Origin of the sequence: Hydrogenophaga sp. ZJX-1, from assembly GCF_048590325.1 — a bacterium.
GTDB lineage: Bacteria > Pseudomonadota > Gammaproteobacteria > Burkholderiales > Burkholderiaceae_C > Hydrogenophaga.
The window spans coordinates 855,007-868,406 of the sequence record NZ_JBMBRA010000001.1; the positions used below are offsets into that span (position 1 = coordinate 855,007).

The 13,400-nt window shown below is 65.5% G+C and carries 14 protein-coding genes; 3 read left to right on the forward strand and 11 right to left on the reverse strand.

What is annotated here, in order from left to right:
• Window positions 1-8 precede the first annotated feature (8 nt).
• The 4 genes from glp to ACN5W5_RS04175 form a co-directional block, all read right to left on the reverse strand.
• Window positions 9-1,286, reverse strand: a complete 1,278-nt coding sequence (gene glp / locus ACN5W5_RS04160; protein WP_420047291.1) for a gephyrin-like molybdotransferase Glp — start codon at window positions 1,284-1,286, stop codon at window positions 9-11.
• 11 nt (window positions 1,287-1,297) lie between these two features.
• Window positions 1,298-1,927: a molybdenum cofactor guanylyltransferase MobA gene (mobA, locus tag ACN5W5_RS04165; RefSeq protein ID WP_420047292.1), complete on the reverse strand. Its 630-nt coding sequence runs from the start codon at window positions 1,925-1,927 to the stop codon at window positions 1,298-1,300.
• Window positions 1,928-2,064: 137 nt separating this feature from the next.
• Window positions 2,065-3,201: a GTP 3',8-cyclase MoaA gene (moaA, locus tag ACN5W5_RS04170; protein ID WP_420047293.1), complete on the reverse strand. Its 1,137-nt coding sequence runs from the start codon at window positions 3,199-3,201 to the stop codon at window positions 2,065-2,067.
• A gap of 81 nt (window positions 3,202-3,282) precedes the next feature.
• On the reverse strand, window positions 3,283-4,104 hold the full coding sequence (locus tag ACN5W5_RS04175) for a metal-dependent hydrolase (RefSeq protein ID WP_420047294.1): 822 nt from the start codon (window positions 4,102-4,104) through the stop codon (window positions 3,283-3,285).
• A 143-nt stretch (window positions 4,105-4,247) separates the two neighbouring features.
• Here ACN5W5_RS04175 and ACN5W5_RS04180 point away from each other — a divergent pair, with 143 nt between their 5' ends.
• Window positions 4,248-4,874, forward strand: a complete 627-nt coding sequence (locus ACN5W5_RS04180; protein WP_420047295.1) for a TetR/AcrR family transcriptional regulator — start codon at window positions 4,248-4,250, stop codon at window positions 4,872-4,874.
• A gap of 80 nt (window positions 4,875-4,954) precedes the next feature.
• On the opposite strand, the gene ACN5W5_RS04185 is transcribed toward ACN5W5_RS04180, so the two are convergent.
• Window positions 4,955-7,018 (reverse strand): sodium-translocating pyrophosphatase, encoded by a 2,064-nt coding sequence (locus ACN5W5_RS04185; RefSeq protein ID WP_420047296.1) that lies wholly within the window; start codon window positions 7,016-7,018, stop codon window positions 4,955-4,957.
• 309 nt (window positions 7,019-7,327) lie between these two features.
• Between ACN5W5_RS04185 and ppa the strand changes: the two genes are divergently transcribed.
• A complete protein-coding gene (ppa, locus tag ACN5W5_RS04190) occupies window positions 7,328-7,864 on the forward strand; it encodes an inorganic diphosphatase (RefSeq protein ID WP_420047297.1) in 537 nt (178 codons plus the stop codon).
• A 98-nt stretch (window positions 7,865-7,962) separates the two neighbouring features.
• Here ppa and ACN5W5_RS04195 read toward each other — a convergent pair whose 3' ends face one another.
• The 6 genes from ACN5W5_RS04195 to ACN5W5_RS04220 form a co-directional block, all read right to left on the reverse strand.
• Window positions 7,963-8,367: a bactofilin family protein gene (locus ACN5W5_RS04195; RefSeq protein ID WP_420047298.1), complete on the reverse strand. Its 405-nt coding sequence runs from the start codon at window positions 8,365-8,367 to the stop codon at window positions 7,963-7,965.
• Window positions 8,368-8,371: 4 nt separating this feature from the next.
• Window positions 8,372-8,920: a hypothetical protein gene (locus tag ACN5W5_RS04200; protein WP_420047299.1), complete on the reverse strand. Its 549-nt coding sequence runs from the start codon at window positions 8,918-8,920 to the stop codon at window positions 8,372-8,374.
• 9 nt (window positions 8,921-8,929) lie between these two features.
• Window positions 8,930-9,478 carry a bactofilin family protein gene (locus ACN5W5_RS04205; protein WP_420047300.1) on the reverse strand — a complete coding sequence of 183 codons (549 nt, stop codon included), beginning with the start codon at window positions 9,476-9,478 and terminating at the stop codon, window positions 8,930-8,932.
• Between the two features lie 76 nt (window positions 9,479-9,554).
• Window positions 9,555-9,995, reverse strand: coding sequence for a bactofilin family protein (locus tag ACN5W5_RS04210; protein ID WP_420047301.1), 441 nt, complete (start codon window positions 9,993-9,995; stop codon window positions 9,555-9,557).
• The gene (locus ACN5W5_RS04215) at window positions 9,986-10,303 is read right to left on the reverse strand and encodes a hypothetical protein (RefSeq protein ID WP_420047302.1); all 318 of its coding nucleotides are present in this window, start codon (window positions 10,301-10,303) and stop codon (window positions 9,986-9,988) included. Before ACN5W5_RS04215 ends, ACN5W5_RS04210 begins: the two co-directional genes overlap by 10 nt.
• 103 nt (window positions 10,304-10,406) lie before the next feature.
• Window positions 10,407-11,597 (reverse strand): GNAT family N-acetyltransferase, encoded by a 1,191-nt coding sequence (locus ACN5W5_RS04220; RefSeq protein WP_420047303.1) that lies wholly within the window; start codon window positions 11,595-11,597, stop codon window positions 10,407-10,409.
• 104 nt (window positions 11,598-11,701) lie between these two features.
• On the opposite strand from ACN5W5_RS04220, the gene ACN5W5_RS04225 reads away from it, so the two are divergent.
• Window positions 11,702-13,399: an NAD+ synthase gene (locus tag ACN5W5_RS04225; protein ID WP_420047304.1), complete on the forward strand. Its 1,698-nt coding sequence runs from the start codon at window positions 11,702-11,704 to the stop codon at window positions 13,397-13,399.
• Window position 13,400 lies beyond the last annotated feature (1 nt).

Below are 13,400 nucleotides of genomic sequence, written 5' to 3' on the forward strand. Positions count from 1 at the left end.
TCAAGCGCTCAGATCACGCCGTCGAACATCATCACGTCCACCTCGTCGCCCACGGCCACGTTGCCCTGGCCGTGGTGCAGCACGATCAGGCCGTTGGCCTCCGCCATGGAGCGCAGCACGCCCGAGCCCTGGTTGCCGGTGGTGCGCACCTGCAGCGAGCCGTCGGCACCGCGGCTGACGATGCCGCGCTGGTATTCGGTTCGGCCCGGTTTCTTGCGCAGGGCCTCGGCGCTGTGCGCCTTGAGCAGCACCGGCTCGCAGGCCTGGCAGCCCATCAGGCGCTGCAGGGCGGGGCGCACGAAGGCCAGGAACGTGACCATCACGGCCACCGGGTTGCCCGGCAGGCCGAAGAGGACGGCTGACTTGCTGTTTTCTGTGATCCTGCCCACGGCCATGGGCCGACCGGGCCGCATGGCGATGCGCCAGAACGCCACGTCACCGAGCTGCTTCATCATGGCCTTGGTGTGGTCGGCCTCGCCCATGCTCACGCCGCCACTGGTGATGATGGCGTCGGCCTCCAGCGCGGCCTGGCGGAAGGCGGCCTCGAGGGCGGCGGGTTCGTCCTTGATGACGCCCATGTCGATCACCTCGACGCCCATGCGCGTGAGCAGGCCGAAGACGGTGTAGCGGTTGCTGTCGTACACCGCGCCTTCGCGCAGCGGTTCGCCCAGGCTGAGGATTTCGTCGCCGGTGGAGAAGTAGGCCACCTTGACCCGTCGATACACCGCAACCCTAGGCAGGCCGAGGCTGGCGATCAGGCCGAGCGCAGCGGGGCCGAGCGTCTGGCCGCTGCGCAGCGCGGGCTGCCCCGCCATGAGGTCTTCGCCGAGCAGGCGGCGGTTGTCACCGGCGCTCACCACACCGGAGGGGATTTCCACGCGGTCATCCTGCGCCTTCACAAACTCCAGTGGCACCACGGTGTCCAGCTCGGGCGGCATGATCGCGCCGGTCATGATCTTCAGGCACTCACCTGCCGCCACCGTGCCCTGCCAGGCTTTGCCGGCGAAGGCGGTGCCGACCACGCGCAGCGACAGCGGCTGCCCCGGCTGGAGCTGTGAGCTGTGAAACGCAAAACCGTCCATGGCCGAGTTGTCGTGCGGCGGCACGCTGATGGGCGAGACCACGTCCTGCGCGAGCACGCGGTCGAGCGCCTCGAACACGCCCACCGTTTCGGTGGCTGTGACGGGTTCGACCAGGTGGGCCAGGAACTGGTTGACGCGTTCTGCGCTCAGGGCCTGCGGGTCGTAGCCCTGCAGCTCGGCTGCGATCTGTTCTATCGTTTTCATCGGGTCGGGTTTCAGCCGATTTCCAGCGCGTGCAGTTCGGCGAGGGTGTTGGCGTTGCAGAAGGCGCGTGGATCGTCGTCCGGCTGGTCAAAGGTCACCACCACGGTGCGGTGCTGGTCGGTCCATCGGTCGATCTTGCGACCGCCCGCCTGGGTGAAGGCGACGAGGCTCTCCAGCAGGTTCACCCGCATCAGGCAAAAGACCGGCTGGGTGCGGACCTGGCCGTCGGCTTCGCGCGCCGCGGCCATGGCGATCTCGGTGGAGTCGTCTTCAAAGGCCTGCGCCAGCCGCTGTGCGAGGTCGAGCGGGAACAGCGGTGTGTCGCAGGGGGCCGTCAGCAGGTAAGGCGTTTCACAGCGCTCCAGCCCGGTCATGAAACCCGCCAGCGGTCCGGCGTAGTCGGACAGCGTGTCGGGCCAGACCGGCGCACCAAAGGCCTCGTAGGCCGAGAGGTTGCGGTTGGCGTTGATCATCAGGTCGCCAATCAGGCCACCGGCCTGCATCTGCAGCCGCAACACGGTGTGCAGCGCCAGCGGCGTGCCGTTGAAGTTCTGCAGGCCCTTGTCCACCCCGCCCATGCGGGAGCCGCGGCCTCCGGCGAGCACGAGGGCGGTGATTTGTCCAGGTTGTATGGGATTCATGGCGGAACGCGGTCAGGTTTTCTGAGGTGCAGCGATTGGGGTGTTTTTAACCGGGGGCACCGCCGGGTCGGCTTTGCCGGACGGCCAGTGCCTCCCCCTTGAGGGGGTGACGCGAGGCGGCGCAGGGGTGTTCCTGTTCAGCCTCCGATATAGCTCATCTCTACCCGCCGGCCACCACCCGACTCGTCGGGTGGCAGGCTGGCGCGCAGTTCGGAGTACCGGTCGCTGCGACCCTGCCAGATGGCCGCGATTGCGCTGGCGAGTTGTTCGTCAGACGCACCACCCCGCACCAGCGGTTTGAGGTCGTGGCCCTGGTTGGCGAACAGGCACAGGTACAGCTTGCCTTCGGTGGACAGGCGGGCGCGGTTGCAGTCGCTGCAAAAGGCCTGCGTGACGCTGCTGATCACGCCGATCTCGCCCGCCCGTACATCGTGCTGGCCGTTCGCATCGGCATAGCCCCAGCGCTCGGCGGTCTCACCCGGCGCCGACGGTTCCAGCTGCACCAGCGGCAGCTCGCGGTGGATCATCTGCACCACCTCGGCGCTCGGCATCACTTCGTCCATGCGCCAGCCGTTGGTGGCGCCGACGTCCATGAATTCGATGAAGCGCAGCACGATGCCGGTGCCTTTGAAATGGCGCGCCATGGGCAGGATCTGATGCTCGTTGGTGCCGCGCTTGACCACCATGTTGACCTTGATCGGGCCCAGGCCCGCGGCCTGCGCGGCTTCGATGCCACGCAGCACGTCGGCCACCGGGAAATCGACGTCGTTCATGGCGCGGAAGACGGTGTCGTCCAGGCCGTCCAGGCTGACCGTGACGCGCTGCAGCCCGGCATCTTTGAGGGCCTGCGCCTTGCGTTCCAGCAGCGACCCGTTGGTGGTGAGCGTGATGTCCAGCGGCCGGCCTTCAACCGTGCGCAGCGCCGCGAGCTGAGCGATGAGGATTTCGAGGTTCTTGCGCAGCAGGGGCTCGCCGCCGGTGAGGCGGATCTTCTGCACGCCATGGGCCACGAACTGGCGCGCCACGCGCGTGATCTCTTCAAAACTCAGCAGCGCGCTGTGCGGCAGGTAGGGGTAGTCCTTGTCGAAGACCTCTTTGGGCATGCAGTAGCTGCAACGGAAGTTGCAGCGGTCGGTGACGCTGATGCGCAGGTCGCGCAGCGGCCGGCCCAGGGCATCGCCCAGCAGACCCGTGGCGGGAATGGCCTTTGACGGGATCGCCGCAGACAGTGTGGACATGCGGTGATCGACCAGGGGAATGACGCGTTCGGACATGCTCCGATTATGGTGGACGCTGCGCGGGAGCTGGCACACAGACCCTGGCGAATCGGGGTTAAACCCCAGGGGGTGGGGCACTCAGGCGGCGCCGACCCGGGTGTACAGGCGGCTGTTGTCGCGCAGCCAGTTCTGTGAGAGATCGCTGCTTTGTTGACTGGGGTGGAAATCGCGCCGGAAATACGCCCGCCAGGGTTTGAAGCTCTGGCGCAGCAGACCCTCGCGGCCGAGCATGTGACGTGCCGCCCTGTGCCAGGTGCTCCAGCGCCAGAGCGTGCCGTCGCGCCGCAGGTTGTTGGCGGTCTGGCGCAGCGTGTCGGTCAGGAAGATCAGGGTGATGCGCCGCATCCATTTCACCCGCCAGGCGTGGCTGCCACCCAGGGCCTGGTAAAGGTCGAACGCGGTGCATTTGTGTTCGGCCTCTTCGGCGCTGTGCCAGAGCCACAAAGCCTTGAGACGGGGCTCGCAGCCGTCCAGCAGGTGGTGGTGCGACAGCATCCATTCGGCAAACAGGGCGGTGAAGTGTTCATTGGCCGCGGTGATGGCAAGGCCGTGGCGCGGGTCGGTGCCTTCGACCAGCCGCAGGCGCTCGCGGGCGCGCGGTTCCCAGTCGTTGACCAGACCGTGGCGTTCGATCTGCGCATTGAAGAGCGCGTGAATGCGGCGGTGGGTCGCTTCCTGGCCGATGAATCCCTGGACCTCGCCTTGGTGGCGGTTGCGCTGCTCCGGCGCCAGCGCCTGCAGACCGTTGCGCACCGAGTCGATGAAGAACTGTTCGCCCACCGGGAAGCTCATGGACAGGGCGTTGAACCAGGCGGTCAGGAACGCATCGCCGGCGCACCAGTGGCGGGCGACCGGCTGCTCCAGATCGATCAGCAGGCGGCGGACAATCAGTTCGGTCATGGGCGGTTTTCGGGTGGCGGTACTTTTGGGTACCAAGGGGGTCATGCTGCCTGCCTGAGGGAGCACTGTCAAGCGGGGTTCCGCGGTGAACAAGGCCGGGCGTTGTCAGCCGGCGGACAAGCGGCTGGCCTAAGATGCCGCGCATGAATGCCCCATCCATGGCTACAGGCGACACCACCCGCGAGCATCACGAACACCAGTCGCGCTTGCTGCAAGCGATGGCGGGTGTGTCGGCCAGCAAAGGCGTTGCCGCGGCCACCATTGCCGACATCGTGCGCGAAGCGGGGGTTTCCAAGCGCACGTTCTATGAACATTTCGACTGCAAGGAAGCCTGCTTTCTGACGCTGTACCGGCTGACCAGCGCATCGGCGCTGCGCACGCTGCGCGAAGCGGTCCAGCCCGATCGCCCCTGGCAAACCCAGGTGGAGCATGCGCTGGACGCCTATTTCGCGCACCTGGCGGCGGGGCCGGGGCTGGTCGGGACGCTGTTTGTTGAAATCCATCACCTGGGACCCGAAGGACTCCGGGTGCGCCGCGAAGTGATGGCGCAGTTTGCCGACTTTGTGCTGGAGACGGTCAACGGTGGGTCCTGTTCTGGCGGGGTGTCCATGAGCCCGGTGCTGACACCCACCATGGCCCTCGCCGCAGTGGGGGGCATCCATGAACTGGTGATGCTGGCCATCGAGCGCGGGGAGGTCGATCGGCTTCAGGAACTGACACCCAGTGCCAGCGCGGTGGTGCGCCTGCTCACCCGGGCCGACGCAACCTAGCTGTCGTTGGGGCAGGCAAAGTCCCGAAAACAACAAGGCCCGCCGAAGCGGGCCTTGAGGTTGGTGATCCTGCCCGCGGGTCAGGCGGCCATCGGCAGCAGCGGCACGATCAGCAGGGCCACGATGTTGATGATCTTGATCAGCGGGTTCACGGCCGGGCCAGCGGTGTCCTTGTAGGGGTCGCCCACGGTGTCGCCGGTCACGGCCGCCTTGTGGGCTTCGCTGCCCTTGCCACCGTGGTGGCCGTCTTCGATGTATTTCTTGGCGTTGTCCCAGGCACCACCGCCGGTGCACATGGAGATGGCCACGAACAGGCCGGTGACGATGGTGCCCATGAGCAGACCGCCCAGTGCTTGGGGTCCGAGGAACACGCCCACCAGGATGGGCGCCACCACCGGCAGCAGCGAGGGAATCACCATTTCCTTGATGGCCGCGGTGGTCAACATGTCGACCGCGCGGCCGTATTCGGGCTTGGCCGTGCCTTCCATGATGCCGGGGATCTCCTTGAACTGGCGACGCACCTCGACCACCACGGCGCCCGCGGCGCGACCCACGGCTTCCATGGCCATGGCACCGAAGAGGTAGGGGATCATGCCGCCGATGAACAGGCCGACGATCACCATCGGGTTGCTCAGGTCGAAGCTGATCTGGTGCCCGTAGGTTTCCAGTTTGTGGGTGTAGTCGGCAAACAGCACCAGCGCGGCCAGACCGGCCGAGCCGATCGCGTAGCCCTTGGTCACGGCCTTGGTGGTGTTGCCCACCGCGTCCAGCGGGTCGGTCACATCGCGCACGCTGCTGGGCAGCTCGGCCATCTCGGCGATGCCACCGGCGTTGTCGGTGATGGGGCCGTAGGCATCGAGTGCGACCACGATGCCGGCCATGCTCAGCATGGAGGTCGCGGCGATGGCGATGCCGTACAGACCGGCCAGCGTGTAGGCCGCGATGATGGCGATACAGACGCAAAGCACCGGCCAGGCGGTGGAGCGCATGGACACCCCCAGACCCGCGATGATGTTGGTGCCGTGGCCGGTGGTGGAGGCCTGGGCGATGTGTTTGACCGGTGAATACTGGGTGCCGGTGTAGAACTCGGTGATCCAGACCAGGGCCGCCGTCAGGATCAGGCCCACGGCGCAGGCGCCCCACAGGCGCAGCTGGCTGCCGCTGGCGCTGATGGCGTCGTCAGGCATGATCCAGGCGGTCACGAAGTAGAAGGCAATCAGCGAGAGCACACCGGCAATCGCCAGGCCCTTGTACAGCGCGGGCATGACGTTTTTCATGTCCGGACTGGCCTTCACGAAGAAGCAGCCGATGATGGACGCGATGATCGACACGCCACCGAGCACCAAGGGGTAGAGCACGGCCTGCATCGGGGCCACCGTCACCATCAGGGCGCCCAGCACCATGGTGGCGATCAGTGTCACCGCATAGGTCTCGAACAGGTCGGCCGCCATGCCGGCGCAGTCGCCGACGTTGTCGCCCACGTTGTCGGCGATCACCGCCGGGTTGCGCGGGTCGTCTTCGGGGATGCCGGCTTCGACCTTGCCCACCAGGTCGGCGCCGACGTCGGCGCCCTTGGTGAAGATGCCGCCGCCCAGACGGGCGAAGATGGAAATGAGCGAGGAACCGAAGGCGAAGCCGATCAGCGGGTTCAGCAGGTTGGCCAGGTTCTTGTCGGGCGTCAGGTTGCCGTTGCCGACCAGGAACCAGAAGAAGCCGGCCACGCCCAGCAAGCCCAGGCCGACCACCAGCATGCCGGTGATGGCGCCGCCACGGAAGGCCACGTCCAGCGCCGGGCCGATGCCCCGGGTGGCGGCCTGCGCCGTGCGCACGTTGGCTTTCACCGAGACGTTCATGCCGATGAAGCCGCAGGCACCCGAAAGCACTGCGCCGAGCACGAAGCCGATGGCGGTCGTGCTGTCGAGGAAGACACCGATGAGAATCGCCAGCACCACGCCCACGATGGCGATGGTCTTGTACTGTCGGGCGAGGTAGGCGGCGGCACCAGTCTGGATGGCCCCGGCGATTTCCTGCATGCGGGCGTTGCCCGCGTCCTGAGAAAGAATCCAGCTTCGGGACCAGAAACCGTATGCCACGGCCACGAGCCCACACACCAGCGCAAAGATCAGCGCGGATTGTCCAACCATAGATTACTCCTGCTCATTCGTTTTGACTTGGAGGGGGCAACGCTTTGAGGGTGGCCCCCGCTGCGTTGCTTCCTCGTGTCCTTGTGCTACAGGTGGTGCAGCACGGCAGGGCGATTGGCCAACGGCTGGAATTTAGCGGGAATTGCTTCGTTTGGGAAATGATATGGATCAGGAAGTAAGGCTGGGATCAGTAAAATCAGGGTAAATCCTGCCCATGCGCGCACCGTTTGCGCCCATCTGTTCGGGTTCCGTGCGCCATGCCTGTGCACACGTGGCCGCTTCCAATTCATCAACTCTCAGAAAATTCCCATGTCTCTCGACAACGTCACCCCTGGCAAGAATGTTCCCGAGTCGTTCAATGTGATCATCGAAATCCCGATGAACGCCGACCCGATCAAGTACGAAGTGGACAAGGAAACCGGCGCGATCTTCGTGGACCGTTTCATGAGCACCGCGATGCACTACCCGACCAACTACGGTTATGTGCCCAAGACCCTGTCGGGCGACGGGGACCCGGTGGACGTGCTGGTGATCACGCCCGTGCCGCTGATCCCCGGTGTGGTGGTGCCATGCCGCGCCATCGGCATCCTGAAGATGACCGACGAAGCCGGCGAAGACGGCAAGGTGCTGGCCGTGCCGACCGACAAGATCCTGTCGCTTTACAGCCGCTGGCAAAAGCCGGAGGACCTGAACCCGATGCGCCTGAAGGCCATCGAGCATTTCTTCGAGCACTACAAAGACCTGGAGCCGGGCAAGTGGGTCAAGGTGCAGGGCTGGGAAGACAAGGCATCCGCCCACAAGGAAATCCTGGACGGCATCGCGGCCTACAACGCCAAAGCGGCCTGATCCCTGTTGAAGACCCCGCCGTGCGCGGGGCGTCACTCTGAAAAAAAAGCCTGCCAGAGCGATCTGGCAGGCTTTTTTTTGTGATTCTGGAGGCGGGATCAGGACTGCGTCGCGTCAATGTCGCCGCGGTATTCGATCTTGCCGCGCACGCGGGCACGCGGGTGCATGTCGATCATTTCGTCGTAGCTGGCGTCGCCGATCAGCGTGGCCGAACCGGTGATCTCCAGCGCCTTGCGTGCGATCACGGTGCCGATCACCTTGCCTTCGATGAACACGTAGTCCGCTTCCAGGCGGGTGTTTTCGATCACACCCGTGGCGCCCACATGCAGCGTGCCGCCGGTCTCGAAGGTGATGTTGCCCTTGAGCTGGCCGTCGACCTTGATGCCCTGGTCGCGCGTGGTGTGGAAGTTGCCGTCGAACACGGCACCTTCGGCGATCAGGCTGGTGATGGCGGAGAGGCGTTCGGCCGGGACGAGGCGGGTGGAAGCGGGATTGTTGTTCATGGGGTCAGGGCTCCTTGCTGTGCAACCAGTTTTCGGGTTTCAGATGCGGTTGGATCGGGGTGAATTTGTCGGGTGCAGCGGACACGGTGGTGGTGTGGTTGCCGGTGACCGTTGTCGCCCAGCGCGATTCGAACCGAAGGGTCAGTGGCACGGGCAGTTCTTCGCCCTCCGGGCTGTAGCTGACCAACTCTTCTGGCTCGGCCGATGAAGGCGGCGGCAACATGGCAGGTTCGGGCACAGCCTTGTGCGTTGGCGTGGCGGCCGGTGCGAGGCTGGCGGTGGGTTTCTGGATGCTGGTCAGTTGGTCCAAAGGGTTGCCCATGCCCGGCAGTACCCCCAGCCAGAGCCAGGCGCCCAAGCCGAAGACCAGCAGGGCCGGCAACAGGTAACGCCCGGTCAACCAGAGCAGCCAGCGCAACCACACGCGCCGACGCGCGACCCTGCGATCGCGCCGCCAGCTCGCCTGCAGCACCGCGCGGCGCAAGGCTTCGGCGTCCGGCACGGGCGCTGTTTGCGGAATCAGGAGGGTTTGTGGAGTTTGGCGCCACAGCATGGAAAACCGTCAGGCCCCCGGCTTCTGGATCGCCACACGCTCCAGCGTGGCATTGAGGTCGGCGCCGTTGACCTGGATCCGCCCATAGCGCACCAGACCGTGCACGCTGGCGGTGTCGTGCAGGGCCACTTCACCCTGACCGGAGTCCAGGATGCCATCGGTGTGGCCCATGACCGAGATTTTTTGTGCGGTGATGTCGCCTTTGACGCGCCCGGTTTCGGTCACGACGACCGCCACCGAGGCATCGGGGGCCTGCGTCAGGTTGCCTTCCACCAGACCGGCCACGCTGCAGGGGCCGCGCAGCAGGGCGTTGCCCACAAAGTGCATGCCCTCGGCCACCATGCTGCGCGCCGTGTTCGTTTCAAGGGCTTCGCCTGCCACACCCGACAGGGGCGTGGGCTGCAGCAAGGGCAGGTGGCTGGGCTGGCTCGGCGGCATGGCGTTGCCGACGGCCACTTCCAGGGTCTGGCCACTGTCCACCGGGCCGTTGGCGGGCTCGTCGTAACCCTGGCTGGCATCGGGTGTCTGGTGGTTGTCGTTCATGTCGTTGTTTTCCATGTCTTGTTCCAGATGGCGGTCGGGGTTCTGATAACGATGGGCTTTCAGGGGCGGCATGGTGGCGGACTCGGGCGGTTCAACGGGGGCCGGTGTGCACATCGTGCAGCACCGGCAGGTTGTCGCCGAGTTTGAGCGTCTTGAACGGCCCCTGCAAGTCAGCACCCTCGTAGAGCTGCAGGCGTCTGGCCAGCAGCGTGCCCGTGGACACGGCGGTCTTGGACACATAGGCCATGCCGGTGCACTCCAGGCTGGTGTCTTGCGGGCTGGCACCGGTGTCACCCAGTTGCCCAAACAGGTAGAGATCACCGTGCACCTTCACGCGCCCACGCACCACGCCACCGGTCCAGACGATCAGCCGGCCATTGATCCGTATATGACCCGAGATCTCGCCTTGCACCAGCAGGCCGCCTTCGAACTGGAGCTCGCCGCTGAGCCGGCTGCCCGCCGCCACGCGACTGACCACGTTCATTGCGATCGGGTCCAGCGTGAGGGTGTCTTGCGGGGTCTTCAGCTCCATTGAGTGATCCCCCAGACAACGAGGGAACCCGCCAACGACAGCAGGCCCAGGACGCCGATCCACAAGGCGTGGCGTTCCAGCAGGCGCCGCAACCGGCCGGGCCGCAAACGGGATTGACCCACCGGATCGCAGGCATGACTGAGCACGACCCACTCCTGCCAGACGCGGGTCAGGCGGCTTTCGCCGGTGATCGGGTTGATTTCAAGGCCTTGGCTCTCAGCAGAGCCCGGCTGAATGCGACGGCCGAGCAAGACCGTGAAGGGCGCGCCCACAATGGTCTGGGTGAAAAAGGCGTCGGCTTCGTCCATGCGGAGTGAGTGTAGCTATTGTGTAACTTAATGCTGCAAAAGACGGAGTGCAAGGGGCGCTTCTGCGTGAAGCACGGCCTGGCTTTCGCTCTTTCCTGCGCATTCATTCTCTATTGTGGGGTACGGGTGCGTCCGGTGATGCGGCTGTTACCTTGAGGGGGCTGCGCTGGGACAGGTGATCGAGGTACTGCGCGATGCCATCACCCTCGCGCTGCAGAAAACGCTCCACCGCATCGGCGAAGGCGGGGTGCGCCAGCCAGTGCGCACTGGTGGTGCGAACCGGCAGCAGGGCGCGCGCCATCTTGTGTTCGCCCTGGGCGCCGCCCTCGAAGCGCTGGAAACCGTGTTCAATGCACCAGGCCAGGGGCTGGTAATAGCAGGCCTCGAAGTGCAGGCAATCCACCCGCTCCAGGGCACCCCAGTAACGGCCATAGGCGACGCCGTGTTCGGCATCGATGCCGATCAGGCTGGAGGCCATGGGCTGGCCCTCGCGTTCGGCCACGAACAGCAGCCAGTTTTCGGGCGCTGTGCGGGCCAGGCGGTGGAAAAAATCGCGGTTCAGGTAGGGCGCGTTGCCGTGTTCGAGGTAGGTGCGTTCGTAGCAGCGGTAGAAGAATTCCCAGTCTTCTGGACCAATATCGGCACCGCGAGACCAGCGGAAGCTCACACCGGCCTCGGCCACCTTGCGCCGCTCCTGCCGGATCTTCTTGCGCTTCTCCTGCTGCAGGCTGGCCAGGAAGTGGTCGAAGTCGGAAACACCCCTGTTCTGCCAATGAAACTGCACTGTGTGGCGCAACATCATCCCTGCCTGTTCACAGGCCGCGACGTCCTGTGGCTGTGCGAACAGCAGGTGCAGTGAGGACAGGTCTTCATCGCGCGCGTGTTGCAGCAGCGCTTGCACCAGCGCTGCGCGCGCAGCGGGATCGCGCGCCAGCAACCGGGCGCCGGGCACCGGCGTGAACGGCACCGCCACCAGCGCCTTGGGGTAGTAGGACAGACCGTGCTGCTCGTAGGCGTTGGCCCAGGCCCAGTCGAACACGTACTCGCCATAGGAATGCTGCTTCAGGTACATCGGGCAGGCGGCGTGCAGTGTGTCGCCCACCCACAGCGTGACGAACCGGGCCTGCCAGCCTGTCGCAGCGGTGGCGCAGCCGCTGGCCTGCAGCGCAGCGAGGTAGTCGTGGCGCATGAACGGACTGGGGTCTGGCTCCAGGGCCAGCAGGGCGTCCCACTCAGACGCCGTTACGTCCAGCGGCGAGTTCAGGACCCGGGTGACATAATCAAATTTCGCCATGTCAGCGACCTGCAGAGCCTTGTCTGCAGGGCCGTGAAGTCCTCACCGCCCGGCGCCGGGGGCTTCTGTCCAATACCCCGTTTCCCGCAAGTTTTTCCGATTCCATGACGCTCAAAATCTGTGTGGCCCAGTTGAATTTTGTGGTGGGTGACATGGCGGGAAATGCCCGAAAGATCATCGATGCCGCTCGCGATGCCCATGCCCGCGGCATCGGCCTGCTGCTCACGCCCGAACTGGCCCTGTGTGGCTACGCGGCCGAAGACCTTTTTCTGCGGCCCGCGTTCATCGACGCCTGCGATGATGCCCTGAAAACCGTGGCCGGGGAGACCGCAGCGCTCAAAGGCCTGCACATCGTGGTGGGGCATCCGGTGCGCGTGCCGAGCCTCGCGGGCGAGGAGCGTCGCGAGCGCAGTGTTTCGGTGGCGGGCCTGTACAACGCCGCCAGCGTGCTGTGTGACGGCCAGGTGGTGCACCGCTACGCCAAACGCGAACTGCCCAACTACCAGGTGTTTGACGAACGCCGCTATTTTGTGCCCGGCAACGGGGTTGGCGTGTTCGATGTGACCGATGCCGAGGGCGAGCGCGTGCGCGTGGGGCTGCTGATCTGCGAGGACGCCTGGTTCGATGCACCGGCCGCTGATGCCCGCGCCGCGGGCGCTGAACTGCTGGCGGTGATCAACGCGTCGCCGTTCCACACCGGCAAAGGCAACGAGCGCGAAGGCACCATGCGCCAGCGCGTGCAGGCCACGGGTGTGCCGCTGGTGTACGCGCACCTGGTGGGTGGGCAGGACGAGATCGTGTTCGAGGGCCGGAGTTTTGTGCTGGCGGCTGATGGCAGCCTGGCGGGTCGTGCCATCAGTTTCGAAGAGGCCTTGTTCGACATCGACTTCAACCGCGAACCGGCTGGCTGGCGCATCGAGGCCATCACCGACCGGGCGCACAGCCTGGAGGCCGATCTCTGGCACGCGCTGGTGCTCGGCGTGCGCGACTACCTGGGAAAGAACGGTTTTCCCGGTGCCATCCTGGGTCTCTCGGGGGGCATCGATTCGGCGCTGGTGCTGGCCATTGCGGTGGACGCGTTGGGCAAGGACCGCGTGCGCTCCGTCATGATGCCCTCGCCGTACACCGCCGACATTTCCTGGATCGACGCGCGCGACATGGCCGAACGCCTGGGTGTGCGCCATGACGAAATCGCCATCGCGCCCGAGTTCGAAGCTTTCAAGGCCTCGCTCGCCCCGCTGTTCGAGGGTCGCACCGAGGACACGACCGAAGAAAACCTGCAGGCGCGCATCCGCGGCACGCTGCTCATGGCCATGTCCAACAAGTTCGGCAGCATCGTGCTGACCACCGGGAACAAGAGTGAGATGGCGACCGGCTACTGCACGCTCTATGGCGACATGGCGGGTGGCTTTGCGGTGATCAAGGACGTGGCCAAGACCATGGTGTTTCGCCTGGCGCGCTGGCGCAACGAGCACGATCCGTATGGCACCGGGGCGAACCCGATTCCCGAACGCATCATCACCCGCCCGCCCAGCGCCGAACTGCGGGCCGACCAGAAGGACCAGGACAGCCTGCCCGAATACGATGTGCTCGACACCATCATCGAGCGCTACATGGAGAACGACCAGAGCCCGGCCAGCATCGTGGCCGATGGCTTTGACCGGGCCGATGTCGACAAGGTGGTGCGGCTGATCCGCATCAACGAGTACAAGCGCCGTCAGGCGCCGGTGGGCATCCGCGTGACCCACCGCAGCTTTGGCAAGGACTGGCGATACCCGATCACCAGCAAGTACCGCGCTTGAT

Excerpts from the sequence above, each read along its gene's own strand:
- glp (WP_420047291.1), bottom strand. The coding sequence starts at position 1,286 with ATGAAAACGATAGAACAGATCGCAGCCGAGCTGCAGGGCTACGACCCG.
- ACN5W5_RS04175 (WP_420047294.1), bottom strand. The coding sequence starts at position 4,104 with ATGACCGAACTGATTGTCCGCCGCCTGCTGATCGATCTGGAGCAGCCG.
- mobA (WP_420047292.1), bottom strand. The coding sequence starts at position 1,927 with ATGAATCCCATACAACCTGGACAAATCACCGCCCTCGTGCTCGCCGGA.
- ACN5W5_RS04180 (WP_420047295.1), top strand. The coding sequence starts at position 4,248 with ATGAATGCCCCATCCATGGCTACAGGCGACACCACCCGCGAGCATCAC.
- ACN5W5_RS04225 (WP_420047304.1), top strand. The coding sequence starts at position 11,702 with ATGACGCTCAAAATCTGTGTGGCCCAGTTGAATTTTGTGGTGGGTGAC.
- ACN5W5_RS04205 (WP_420047300.1), bottom strand. The coding sequence starts at position 9,478 with ATGGAAAACAACGACATGAACGACAACCACCAGACACCCGATGCCAGC.
- ppa (WP_420047297.1), top strand. The coding sequence starts at position 7,328 with ATGTCTCTCGACAACGTCACCCCTGGCAAGAATGTTCCCGAGTCGTTC.
- ACN5W5_RS04200 (WP_420047299.1), bottom strand. The coding sequence starts at position 8,920 with ATGCTGTGGCGCCAAACTCCACAAACCCTCCTGATTCCGCAAACAGCG.
- ACN5W5_RS04220 (WP_420047303.1), bottom strand. The coding sequence starts at position 11,597 with ATGGCGAAATTTGATTATGTCACCCGGGTCCTGAACTCGCCGCTGGAC.
- moaA (WP_420047293.1), bottom strand. The coding sequence starts at position 3,201 with ATGTCCGAACGCGTCATTCCCCTGGTCGATCACCGCATGTCCACACTG.
- ACN5W5_RS04195 (WP_420047298.1), bottom strand. The coding sequence starts at position 8,367 with ATGAACAACAATCCCGCTTCCACCCGCCTCGTCCCGGCCGAACGCCTC.
- ACN5W5_RS04210 (WP_420047301.1), bottom strand. The coding sequence starts at position 9,995 with ATGGAGCTGAAGACCCCGCAAGACACCCTCACGCTGGACCCGATCGCA.
- ACN5W5_RS04185 (WP_420047296.1), bottom strand. The coding sequence starts at position 7,018 with ATGGTTGGACAATCCGCGCTGATCTTTGCGCTGGTGTGTGGGCTCGTG.
- ACN5W5_RS04215 (WP_420047302.1), bottom strand. The coding sequence starts at position 10,303 with ATGGACGAAGCCGACGCCTTTTTCACCCAGACCATTGTGGGCGCGCCC.